Annotated in this window: 7 protein-coding genes; 5 read left to right on the forward strand and 2 right to left on the reverse strand. The window is 31.5% G+C overall.

The genetic code is table 11. The features are described from left to right. Positions 1 to 51: 51 nt before the first annotated feature. Complete coding sequence (locus G9F70_RS07380; RefSeq protein WP_164945411.1) at positions 52 to 960, reverse strand: chemotaxis protein; 909 nt, start codon at positions 958 to 960, stop codon at positions 52 to 54. Positions 961 to 1,235: 275 nt separating this feature from the next. On the opposite strand from G9F70_RS07380, the gene G9F70_RS07385 reads away from it, so the two are divergent. From G9F70_RS07385 to G9F70_RS07400, 4 genes are all read left to right on the forward strand, one after another. Next, entirely contained in the window at positions 1,236 to 4,265 is a 3,030-nt protein-coding gene (locus tag G9F70_RS07385; RefSeq protein WP_164945412.1) for a DEAD/DEAH box helicase, read from the forward strand. 68 nt (positions 4,266 to 4,333) lie between these two features. After that, positions 4,334 to 5,146 (forward strand): hypothetical protein, encoded by an 813-nt coding sequence (locus G9F70_RS07390; RefSeq protein WP_164945413.1) that lies wholly within the window; start codon positions 4,334 to 4,336, stop codon positions 5,144 to 5,146. A 534-nt stretch (positions 5,147 to 5,680) separates the two neighbouring features. Further along, a complete protein-coding gene (locus G9F70_RS27255; RefSeq protein ID WP_224617462.1) occupies positions 5,681 to 7,540 on the forward strand; it encodes an ABC transporter ATP-binding protein in 1,860 nt (619 codons plus the stop codon). A 15-nt stretch (positions 7,541 to 7,555) separates the two neighbouring features. After that, positions 7,556 to 9,403, forward strand: coding sequence for an ABC transporter ATP-binding protein (locus G9F70_RS07400; protein WP_164945414.1), 1,848 nt, complete (start codon positions 7,556 to 7,558; stop codon positions 9,401 to 9,403). Positions 9,404 to 9,622: 219 nt separating this feature from the next. On the opposite strand, the gene G9F70_RS07405 is transcribed toward G9F70_RS07400, so the two are convergent. Continuing rightward, the gene (locus G9F70_RS07405; RefSeq protein WP_164945415.1) at positions 9,623 to 10,423 is read right to left on the reverse strand and encodes a leucine-rich repeat domain-containing protein; all 801 of its coding nucleotides are present in this window, start codon (positions 10,421 to 10,423) and stop codon (positions 9,623 to 9,625) included. Positions 10,424 to 10,975: 552 nt separating this feature from the next. On the opposite strand from G9F70_RS07405, the gene G9F70_RS07410 reads away from it, so the two are divergent. Beyond that, the gene (locus tag G9F70_RS07410; protein WP_164945416.1) at positions 10,976 to 12,883 is read left to right on the forward strand and encodes an endonuclease MutS2; all 1,908 of its coding nucleotides are present in this window, start codon (positions 10,976 to 10,978) and stop codon (positions 12,881 to 12,883) included. Positions 12,884 to 12,923 lie beyond the last annotated feature (40 nt).

A 12,923-nucleotide genomic window follows, 5' to 3' on the forward strand; every position in this document is an offset into this window, starting at 1 on the left:
TGTGAATATTAAATTCACAGCTTTTATTACTAATAGTGTATATAGTGTTATTTACTTATGAGAATTGCTAATGAATCCATCAATACAAGTTACAAGCTCTCCTATTTCGGGCTTGCTTAGTTGTGCATCTGCACCAACAGAGTTACCCTTATGTTTTAAATCACTAGTAATTAATGAAGAGAATAATATAACTGGCAATTTTTTAAGGATAATATGTTCTTTAATTTTTCTTGTTAGTGTATGACCATCCATTTGAGGCATTTCAATATCAGTTATAAGTACGTTACAGTCTTCCACAAACTTTTCATTTTTTTCCTCAACTAAATTAAGTAAATAATCTAAAGCTTGCTTTCCATCATCAAATATCTTTAAGTTATTAAATCCAGCCTTAAGAAGAGTATCTTTTAATAATCTTCTAATTAATGGAGAATCATCAGCCAGGACTAGTTTAACATTAGATCTATCTTTATAAGCTATGTCAACAATTTTATCCTCACTAATTCCTGTAGAAGGACTGATATCAGTAACTATTTTTTCGAAATCTAGAAGTAGTATTATTTTATTTCCTAAAACAATATTTCCTATAACTAGTGAATTAACAGATATGTCATCGGGCTTGGTTATTTGTTCCCATTTAATACGATGAACACCTACAATATTGTCAATACTAAAGGCAACCTGAATTTTATTAAATTCGCATAGAATAATTTTTGCTTCAATTTCACTTTTATGCTGTTTTTCTAAAACATATTTTAAATCTATTAAGGTTATTATTTTATCTCTATATAGTGTAAGTCCTGCTATGGCAGGATGTGAATCAGGGAGTTTTGTTAAGTTATTTGCATGTATTACCTCTTTAACTTTTATAATATTAATTGCATAATGCTTATTACTTATGACAAATTCGAGTATTTCAACTTCACCAGTTCCAGATTCTAATAGTATATTGTTATTATTCATACTTTCCCTCACTTTCGAATGGTTATAAACATAGGATTTAATAAAAAATAAATTTTAATTGAATTATTTCGTAATTTTTTTTGAAATCATATATATTATATATGTCGAACAAAAACTTCACAACTTTACTTTTAAATATATGAATTATGATTTATTGGTAAAGTAGAATTTAAAAATAATAAAACAGAATATAAAAGTGAAATTTTTAAGTTAAATATGGTAAACTGTATAGTATGCAATAAAATATTAACGGCATTAGTAGAGGGTGAAGTTAAATGATATTAAATGGCGGATGGATAGAAACTACAGAAGGCATGCACACATTTATATTGTGGGGCGAAAACGGGCAGACTAAGTGTACAAGAAAAGGTAGAACACCTAAAGATGTACTTCCACTATATGAAGAAATGGCTTCAGTCGAAGAGTTGCGTAACAAACTAAATAATTCAGCACTAGAGATTAAATGTGGAAAATATAAATATGATGCAATAAAAAATAAGCTTCTTAAAAGGGAAATTAGAGGCATCACTTTTAGTGATTTAGATTCATTTCATATAATTTTAAATATAGATAGAAACTGCGCGGATGGAATAGAATTGTCACAGGAATTAAAGTTTTGGATTACAGTTGCAAAATTCACAGCTGAACTAATTATAAAGCATAAATATTTGCCTTCTTTAACCATAGATAGGGTTCTTAAAAAAGTGAATTCTAGGTGGAGATGGCATACAAGCGATTCAGAGTATATTGATAAAAAAAAGGCACTATGTAGCAATATGCCCACAGAGTGTAAAGCCTATTTTCCTTTAGAGAATGAGGAATTTAAATATACAAATGCAACTAAACTTGTAAGTGATTTTATAGATTGTATGATTGATAGTATGGTGAGATTTAGTTGTAGCGAAATAAACACAGAGCATGATTACTTAAGAGAAGGTTTTTTTAGCCTAGGAAGTACTTGGATACATTCTCTTTTTTCAAGATTCCCTGAAATACCCATTGATACAAGTGATCAGATTAAAATGCTAAATGAGTATAAAAAATGGATAGAACCATTAAAAATTAAAAAAAACAACTTTAAGTTTCGTACCTGTTTCAAAGTTATGCCACCAAGTCGGGGTGAAGAGTGGACAATTGAATATTTGCTTCAAGCAAAGGATGATCTTAGTCTTATGCTACCAGCAAAAATGATTTTTGAAGAATCTTTAGATACCATAACCTATTTAAACAAAAAATTCAATAATCCCCAAGAACGACTTCTAGAGGATTTAGCAGTTGCATCAAAAGTATTTATTCCAATTGAAAGGAGTCTTTATGATGCAGTACCTGTAGAATGCAAGATATCTACGGAGGAAGCCTATTCATTTTTAAGAGAATCAGCTTACTTTTTAAAGGAAAAAGGCTTTGGTATTATCGCACCATCTTGGTGGAAAAAGCCTTCAAAACTTTCAGTTAAATTAAAGGATAAAAATAATAGTACAAATACTAATTTAGCAACAAAGAGTACATTTAATATGGATACTATTCTTGAATATGATTGGAAGCTCGCCCTAGATGGAAATGCCATAAGCGAGAAAGAATTTGATAGGATCTCAGATTTGAAGGTTCCATTTATTCAGTTAAGAGGTGAGTGGGTACAAATTGATATAGATCAAATTAAAACACTTTCCAAGATGAAAATGAACAAAAGTTTAAATGGGAAAATTCCCGTTGGAGAATTATTAAGACTTAATTTAAGTGATGAGGAAATAATTCCTGGAATTAGTGTTGATAATATAGACAATCAAGAAGCTGTGGGGCATTTTTTCGAAAAATTATTTAATCTTAACAGTATAGAGGAAATTGATATTCCATCAGGATTTAGTGGTACTCTAAGGGAATATCAAAAAAGAGGTTTTTATTGGTTAACTTTTTTGAGGAATCATGGTATAGGTGCTTGCCTTGCAGATGATATGGGCCTTGGAAAAACGGTACAAAGCATATGTCTTTTGCTTTACGAGCGGGAAAATAAGTTAACGGATAAGCCTACTTTGATAATATGTCCTACTTCTGTTGTGGGAAATTGGGAAAGGGAAATTGAAAAGTTTGCACCTGGACTTAAAACTGCGATTCATCACGGGAATAGTAGGTGGACTTATGAAACTTTTAGCAAGGAAATACACAAAAATGAAGTTGTTATTACAACCTATGCGCTAATAGTAAGGGATAAGAATTTATTTCAAAAAGAAGAATGGGCAGGAATTATATTAGATGAAGCGCAAAATATTAAGAATAGCGCATCCAAACAAACTCAGCATATAAAGGCCCTTAAAGCAGAATATAAGGTGGCATTAACAGGAACACCAGTTGAAAATAGACTTTCGGATTTATGGTCTATTATGGACTTTTTAAATAGTGGATATTTGTACAATTGGTCAACCTTTAGACGCGAATTTGCAGTTCCTATTGAGAGGCAGGGAGATCCTGAAAAAAGTAGTAAACTAAGGAAGGTAATTTCCCCTTTTGTACTACGTAGACTTAAAACTGATGCAAATATTATTAAAGATTTACCGGAAAAAATTGAAACTAAGGAATATGCACCTCTAACAAAGGAGCAGGCTACACTATATCAAGCGGTAGTAAATGATTGTTTAAATAAAATTGATAGCTCTGAGGGTATACAGAGGCGAGGCTTAATTATTGCATCTCTAACAAAGTTTAAGCAAATTTGCAACCATCCTGTACAGTTTTTAAGGGACAATGGTGAAATTGAAGGTCGCTCTGGAAAACTTGAAAGGCTCCTGGAAATGCTAGAAGTTGTTATAGAAGAAGGGGATAGGTCACTGGTATTTACGCAGTTTGCAGAAATGGGACACATTTTGCAATTAGAGATCGAGAAAAAACTCCATGTAAAAGCATTATTTTTACATGGAGGGACTAGTAGAAAGAAAAGAGAAGAATTGATAAATATTTTTCAAGATGACACAGTGGAACCTATGGTGTTTGTATTATCCTTAAAGGCTGGAGGCCTTGGGCTAAATCTTACAAAAGCTAATCATGTTTTTCATTTCGATAGATGGTGGAATCCTGCTGTAGAAAATCAAGCAACAGATAGAGCCTTTAGAATAGGCCAAATTAAGAATGTTCATGTGCATAAATTCATATGTATGGGAACATTAGAGGAAAAAATAGATGAGATGCTGGAACGGAAACAGGCACTTGCTGAAAGTATAGTTTCCACAAATGAGAACTGGATATCAGAAATGAACAATGATGAACTTAGAGAACTATTTATATTAGAGCATGACAACATAGTTGATAGTTAACAATTGACAGATAGCAGATAAAGTGGATTAATAATGCATACCTAGATATGGTAAGGAGATGTAGCCCTATGACCGGAAGAATAAGAAACGAATTTGGGATTAATTGGTGGTCTAAAAAGTGGAATAATGCAATTTCAAGCTTTACTATAAGTTCTAGAATTGATAAAGGGCGTGAATACGCAAGGGCTGGCAATGTACTAAGTATGGAAGTTTTAAAGGGCGAAATAATTGCAGAAGTTCAGGGTGGTAGAGTAACGCCATATACAGTAAATATGGAGATTGATATTTTCTCAAAAGAGCAGTGGAAAAACATTATGAATATTATGGCACAAAAAGCTATATTTTGTGCCATGATTTTAAATGGAGAAATGCCTGAAAATATAGAGGAAGCTTTTAAAGAAGCTGGAGTTTCTCTTTTTCCTAAAAAACAAATACATTTAATAACTCATTGTTCATGCCTTGATGCTGCAAATCCATGTAAACATATAGCTGCTGTTCATTATCTGCTTGGACTTGAATTTGATAAGGACCCCTTTGTGATTTTAAAGCTGAGAGGCATGGATAAAGAAGAATTCTTAAAAGTCTTGAGAATTTTAAGAAGTGGCAATGAAAGTGATGTAATTAAAAGAAAAGCAAAAAAACAGCTTAAGTCAAAAAAAACTATTGTGGATTTAAAAAGAGAATTTGAGAATTCAAATGTGGTAGATGAAGAGGTATTAAACATGTCATTTTCTTATCTATCACCTGAAGTTGTGCATGGCGTTATAAAGATATTGGGTATTCCAGACTTTTGCACTAGTAAAGATGAATTTGGATATAAAATGAGGAAGGCCTATAGTAATGCTGAAGAGGAGACTAGAAAATATATAGATGGAAAGTGAAAAAGTTTAGATATAAATAAGTTTTCAAATATATCTGAATATTTTTAAAATTCAAGTTGTAATATAAGTAATTATGGTATATAATTACTTTGTTGGCAACAACTAATATTAAGAAGGAGGTCGTGACCATGTTTACAAATATAAGATTTACATTAGAAAGTGTGAACTTTGCAGTAAAATCTAATGAATTATATAAACACGATCTTGGTACAAATTTTTAATATTAATTAATTTTGTTATTTATATTAATTATCTAAGCCGAGGAATATGTATTTACGGCTTTTTTTATTAGTCTTTAAGAGAACTTTTATTTAAAAATACAAGTACCCTTAAGATCTAATTATATGTTTAAAAAGCCGTAGAATATATATATATTCTACGGCTTTTTAATTTTTATAGTAATAAATTTTGCTGTATTAAAAAGAAGGAGTGATTTGAAAATGATTAAAACACACAATTACAGAAAATTTAGGGGCTGGAATTTTAATTTTCACACTTGAGTTTTCGAAAAATCTACTAAAACCATATTAAAAGGTGGAAAATGCACAAGTAGTAATATCCACTGTAACGGGTCACAAGGAGGGGATTTATATTAAGAAACTTTTAAGGCTAACTAAGGGAAATAGATTATTATACTTTGCAGCAATACTTTCTATAGCAGCAGCTACATTTATAGCTATGCTAGAGCCTATGATTATAAAAGTAACAATAGATTCAGTAATAGGAAATAAACCACTGGATGTTCCGAAAGCTATAGAAGAGCTGGTAATGATGGTAGGTGGAACAAGGGTGCTTTTTAGAAATTTATGGATATGTTCTTTGAGCCTTGTAATATTGACCTGTGCACGCGGTGTTTTCCTATTTTTAAGAGGGAAACTTTCTGCGCAGGCGGCTGAAAACATTGCTAGGAATATGAGAGTTAAGCTTTATGATCATATTCAGAATTTGCCCTATGAATACCATGTAAAAGCAGAATCTGGAGACTTAATTCAAAGATGCACTTCAGATGTGGATACCGTTAGAAAATTCTTTGCGACGCAAATGGTGGAAATAGGAAGAGCATTTTTTATAGTAACCTTTGCAATTATAATGATGTTGTCACTTAATAAAAAGATGACGGTTATAGCAATGGTTATAGTACCAATTATATTTATATTTTCATATGTATTTTTTTATAAAATTAAAAATACCTTTGAAAAAGCTGATGCACAAGAGGGCGTTTTAACATCAGTGCTTCAAGAGAATCTAAGTGGAGTTAGAGTTGTAAAAGCTTTTGGAAGACAAAACTTTGAAATCGAAAAATATGAAAAAGAAAATATGAAATATAGGGATTTGAATTTTAAATTAGTAAAACTGCTTTCAACTTATTGGTCTACATCGGATGTTCTTTGTATGACTCAAATTGGTCTGGTTTTAATATCAGGCATATATTTTGCAGTTAATGGAGAAATAAGTTTGGGTACTTTGGTTGTATTTAACACTTATGAAGGAATGTTGTTATGGCCTGTAAGACAACTGGGTAGAATACTTTCCGATATGGGGAAGATGTCAGTTTCTCTTGAGAGGATAACAAATATTCTTGATGTGCCAGTGGAGCAGGAATATGGGAAAGCACTAAAGCCCGAGGTTAAAGGAGAAATAAGCTTTGAAAATGTAAACTTTGAATACGAGCAAGACAATGAAATTTTAAAAGATATAAGTTTTACAGTAAAGAGAGGCGAAACAGTGGCTATTGTTGGACCAACAGGTTCAGGTAAATCCTCCCTGGTGCATCTTTTATTAAGACTTTATGACTATGATAGTGGTTCGATAAAAATTGATGGAGTAGAGCTTAAAGATATTGAAAGAAAGCATATGAGAAATAATGTTGGAATAGTGCTTCAAGAACCATTCCTCTATGCAAGAACTATAAAGGAAAACATCAAAATGGCAAAGATAGACTCAAAAGATGCAGAAATCCACAATGCAGCAAACGTAGCTGCTGTGCATAATGTTATAACTTCCTTTGAAAAGGGGTATGACACCATCGTTGGAGAAAAGGGTGTTACTTTATCAGGAGGACAAAGACAAAGAGTTGCAATAGCAAGAACACTTATAAAAGATATGCCCATATTGATATTTGATGATTCATTAAGTGCGGTGGATGCTGAAACGGATAGAGTTATAAGGGGAGAACTTAAAAAGAAAAGTAAAGGCAGTACTACCTTCATAATCTCTCATAGAATTTCAACAGTTATGGCTGCAGATAAAATTATAGTTTTAAACCATGGAAAGATTGAAAGCATAGGAACCCATGCAATGCTTATTAAAAAAGATGGTATCTATAAAAGAATATGGGAAATACAGACATCATTAGATGCTTTAGATGATGAAAAGCAGGTATGCAATGAGTAAAAGGGAAGTGATATTATGTCTAAAATAGATGAAAATAAATTAGTAGAAAATAAATCAGCGCAAAAGATAGATATAGGTATATGGAGAAGACTCTTTAAATACCTTACAGAGTTTAAAAAGGGACTTGTATTTTTGGCTTTTTTAATGGTAGGCGTAGCAGGTATAGACGTGGTAATGCCACTCCTCACAAGGTATGCCATTGATAATTTTATAATGAAGAAAACTACAAATGGGCTTACCATATTTGCAATAGTTTACTTTTGTATAATTGTTTTTCAAGCATTAAATGTAAGACTATTTATAATAAATGCAGGTAAGATTGAGACACACTTGGCTTATCATATAAGAAAGCTGGGTTTTAAAAGGCTTCAACAGTTATCTTTTTCATATTATGATAACTCCTCAGTGGGATGGCTTATGGCAAGAATGACCTCGGATGTAGCAAGGCTTAGTGAAATAATATCCTGGGGACTCATTGATATGGTATGGGCACTAGTTATGATGACTGGATTTATAGGAGTAATGCTTTATAGTAATGTACGTCTAACCATTATATGTATGAGTGTTGTACCACCATTATTTTTAATAGGAATGTTTTTTCAAAAGAAAATATTGAAATCTTATAGAAAAGTGAGAAAATTAAATTCACAATTAACTGCAGATTTTAGTGAGGAGATATCTGGGGCTAAAACTACTAAAACTATTGTTCGTGAAGAGGAAAACTTAAGTGAATTTGTGCAAGATGCAGGTAATATGAGAAATTCTGCTGTAAAAGCAGCTATGTTTTCTGCTCTATTTCTTCCAATTGTTATATCCATGGGAAGCCTTGGAGCAGGGTTTGTTCTTTGGATAGGAGGGAAAAGTGTTATATCAGGACCACTATCCTATGGTACTTTTGTAATGTTTATTGCTTATACAATACAGTTTTTTGACCCTGTAAGTCAGCTGGCAGGAACTATTGCAGAACTTCAGAATGCTCAAGCATCTGCAGAAAGAATAATAACATTAATAGAAACCGAGCCAGATATATGGGACAGAAAGGATGTAATTGAAAAGTACGGAGATTTATTCAATCCCAAAATAGAAAATTTTGAAGCAATACATGGAGATATTGAATTTAAAGATGTATGTTTTTCCTATGAAAACGGAGAAAAAGTGTTTCAAAACTTTAACTTAAAAGTGAAAAAAGGTGACACTATAGCACTAGTTGGAGAAACAGGTTCTGGAAAAAGTACCCTAGTTAATTTACTTTGTAGATTTTATGAGCCAAGTAGTGGAGAAATATTAATTGATGGAATAGATTATAGAGAAAGATCACTATTGTGGCTTCAATCCAATATTGGCTATGTGCTCCAAAGCCCACATCTATTTAGTGGGAATATTAGAGATAATATTATGTATGGAAAGCTAGATGCCACATTCGATCAAATTGAAAATGCAGCAAAGCTTGTAAATGCTCATAGTTTTATAAGTAAACTAGAAAAAGGCTACGATTCAGAAGTTGGCGAAGGTGGCGGTAATCTATCCACAGGGGAGAAACAGCTTATCTCCTTTGCTAGAGCTATCGTAGCAGACCCAGCGTTATTTGTTCTTGATGAAGCTACCTCTTCTATAGATACTGAGACAGAAAGAATGATACAAAATGCCATAGAAAAAGTTCTCTCAGATAGAACTAGCTTTGTGGTTGCCCATAGACTTTCGACTATCGTGTCTGCAGATAAAATTCTTGTTATAAGACATGGAAAGATAACAGAATCAGGAACTCACAGGCAGCTGCTAAGAAAAAAAGGCTATTATTATACCCTATATACAAACCAATTGCTTGAGGATAAGGAAATGGAAAGCAAAGCGGTGGTTTCCTAGGGAATGGATGGTTCCATCCAAGTGGCAAGTTCGTAATTAAATTAGAGCTAAAACTTATTTTAAATTAATAAAATAAGTTTTAGCTCTTTTTATGTTTAATGACATTTCAGAAGGGAAGTCTCCTGAGGGATTGTTTTTATTTACTTTCGTTATGTGTTTTTAAGTAGTTGGATTTACAAATGGGTGCCTAAATTAATGCCAGCCTATTTCGGACAAAGCTTACATTAACTCTTTCTTAATCTCTACGGATTTTAAACTATCTAAAGGAGTAAAATCAGTTATAGGATTTTTTTCTAATTGTAATACTTTTAGGTGGGTCATATTACTTAAAGGTCTTACATCTTTGATTTTATTTGCTCCTAAGTGCAAATTTGTTAAACTGGATAACTTATTTAGACTGCTAATATCTTCAATTTCATTAATTGATAATCTTAATGTCTTTATATTGGGAAGAGTAGATAGGGGGTATACATCTTTTATCTTATTGTCAATAGCATCTAAATACTCTAATTTAGTTAGTTTGCTTAATGGACTTATATTTGTTAATTCTTTAATTGAAGATATATCTAAATATTCCAAATTTGACAACTTGCTTAATGGTGATATATTTGTTAAATTTCTATTTGATGATATATTTAAGCGTTTTAAATTTGATAAACTACTTAATGGTGATATATCGCTTATATCATGTCCTACAAGTGATACTATTTCTAAATTTTTAAAATATTGTATCCCATCCAAATCAGTGATTTTATAAGTTATATTACCATTTAATATGGCAAGTGGATTACCAAAATTAGCTTGTAATTTCTTTATATTTTCTAAGTCTTTCTTAAAAATATGTCCTTTAGGCTTATGGATAGTCATTCTCACTAGCTTTTCAAAATTTTTATTTTCAAATTTTAGTACATTATTGTTTAGGTATGTTTTGTACTGAAAAATCGAGAATAATCCTACAATAATAAGAAAAACTAAAACAATTTTAATATATGTTTTGCTTAGTAAATTGGATTTAATCACATGGATCTACCCCCTTAAATATTTACTGTTAATGAAATATATTACTTTTATTAACATGCCTAATTATAACACAAATAATTACATAAATAAGTCTAAAAAAATAGGAAAGTAGGTTGTAATCCACGTGGTAAGTTTAAAAGATAGTTGACAATACACATAAAATGTAATAAAATAACATTAGATAGATTTTGTTAAAATAAAAGAATGAGGTGCTTTATGAGCGTGTTAGTATCAAAATAGATTAAATTTTATAATTAAATAAATCTTTGAAAAAGGGTATAGTATACCTTTATTTGTCTTGGGTTTATTTGGTAAAATCTATTAAGATACAATTCCACAAAGTACCGTTATAGTAAGAAGAGATAGATCAATCTATCTTTTATGAAGTTACGTATTTTTAGCTGTGGTAGTATCCACGGCTTTTTTTATTTTGCAGATAAATAAAAGTGTTTGCAAAGTTAGTTAACCATTCTAAAGAGGGAGTGGTAATGAAATCTATCTAGGGAGTAGTATCTTCATAGAACAAAAAGGTTAATATGAGGAGAGATAAAAATGAATATAAATACTTTTAGTAAATTGCAATATAATGAGTTAAAGGAAATAGTAAAGTCTTATTGTGTGAGTGGACTTGGAAAAAATCTAATAGATAGGTTAGAGCCGAGCACTAGTTTAAAAGTTGTGGAGAGTAGGCTGAGCGAAACTAGTGAGGGAAGGGCATTATTAGATACGGCTTTGCACATTCCCTTAGAAGGAATATTCAATATAAAAAATATTATTGATAATATAGAAAAAGGTGCAATATTAGAGCCAGAAGAGTTAACAAAACTTTGTAACTTTTTAAGAGGTTGTAGAAAAATTAAAGATTTTATGAAGGGAAAAGAGTTTTATGCCCCCACTTTAAGCAGTTATGGGGATTCAATTACAGAATTTAAATCCATCGAGGAAGAAATTGAATTTTCTGTAAGAGGTAGCTTAGTAGATTCAAATGCTAGTAAGGAGCTTAAAAAAATCAGAAGATATATAGAAAATGCAGAAAGTAAAATACAAGAACAGTTAGACAAGTTTTTAAAAAACAGTACGAACAAAACTTATATACAAGAATTTTTTGTAAGCAAGAGAAATGGTAGATATACAATTCCTATAAAGGCAGCCTTTAAAAATCATGTGCAAGGGACAATTGTAGAAACTTCATCTAAAGGATCTACGGTATTTATAGAGCCTAGTGTTATATCAAAAAATACAGCAGAGTTGGTAGTATTAAAATCTGAGGAGGCCATGGAAGAATATAAAATATTATCGCATTTAACTGGATTAGTATTTGATAACTCAAAGGAAATTAAAATCAATATAGAAGTAATCGCAGTGTATGATATGATTTTTGCTAAGGCTAAATATAGTAGAGCCATAGAGGGAATAAAGCCTAAAATTAATGATTATGGATATATAAACATTGTTGGCGGCAAGCACCCACTATTAAAAGGAAATATAGTACCACTAGACTTTAACATTGGCACAAATTATAGGGCATTAATAATAACAGGACCTAATGCTGGTGGTAAAACTGTGGTGCTAAAAACTGTTGGTCTCTTAACAATAGCTGTACAATCAGGGCTTCATATTGCAGCTAAAGATGGTACTGAAATATCTGTATTTGAAAAGATATTTGTAGATATTGGAGATGATCAAAGCATAGAAAATTCCTTAAGCACATTTTCTTCACACGTAAAAAATTTAGCAGAGATAATTAATAGTAGCAATAGATCTTCTTTAATATTATGTGATGAGATAGGAAGTGGAACTGAGCCCAATGAAGGGGCTGGTCTTGCTATTGCAATACTCGAAGAGCTTTATCATAAAGGGTGCATAATAATGGCCACCACTCATTATGGGGAAATTAAAAACTTTTCTAAAAGGCATAGCGACTTTGAAAATGCAGCAATGCAGTTTGAAAACAATACATTGGAGCCACTGTACAAGCTAATTATAGGTAAATCAGGAGAGAGTAATGCGCTTTGGATTTCTAAGAAAATGGGCATAAGGGATTCTATTCTTGAAAAAGCAAAAAAGTATGCAGAGGATAAGAATTACAATTTAGATTTAGTAAGAGATAGTAAGGTGAAAAAGAAAAAAGATGAAGAAGACATTATTAACAGCAAAACTTATGATTATAAAATAGGTGATAGGGTGCTGCTTATGGAGTATATGGACTTTGCCATAGTTTATAAACCAATGGATAGCTTTAATAATATAACAGTGTTATATAAAGATGACTTCCTAGAGGTTAATGAAAAAAGATTAAAATTAGAGCTAAAGGCTGAGGATTTGTACCCAGAGGATTATGATTTTAATATATTATTTATGGATTATGAAAAGCGAAAATTAGAAAGAGACCTTGAGAGAGGATCTAAGAAGGCATTGAAAAAGATTCAAAAGGAAATAAGCAGTAGTAGGGTAAACTAAAAAAAGTGGGGTGTCATCCACAGGGCAAGTTGCAGATGGA

The sequence above is a fragment of the Clostridium sp. FP1 genome, assembly GCF_011065975.2.
GTDB classification, from domain to species: domain Bacteria; phylum Bacillota; class Clostridia; order Clostridiales; family Clostridiaceae; genus Clostridium_AD; species Clostridium_AD tagluense.

What these genes read in the sequence shown, in the direction of transcription:
- G9F70_RS07390 (WP_164945413.1), top strand. Translation starts at nt 4,334, where the DNA reads ATGACCGGAAGAATAAGAAACGAATTTGGGATTAATTGGTGGTCTAAA.
- G9F70_RS07380 (WP_164945411.1), bottom strand. Translation starts at nt 960, where the DNA reads ATGAATAATAACAATATACTATTAGAATCTGGAACTGGTGAAGTTGAA.
- G9F70_RS07410 (WP_164945416.1), top strand. Translation starts at nt 10,976, where the DNA reads ATGAATATAAATACTTTTAGTAAATTGCAATATAATGAGTTAAAGGAA.
- G9F70_RS07400 (WP_164945414.1), top strand. Translation starts at nt 7,556, where the DNA reads ATGTCTAAAATAGATGAAAATAAATTAGTAGAAAATAAATCAGCGCAA.
- G9F70_RS07385 (WP_164945412.1), top strand. Translation starts at nt 1,236, where the DNA reads ATGATATTAAATGGCGGATGGATAGAAACTACAGAAGGCATGCACACA.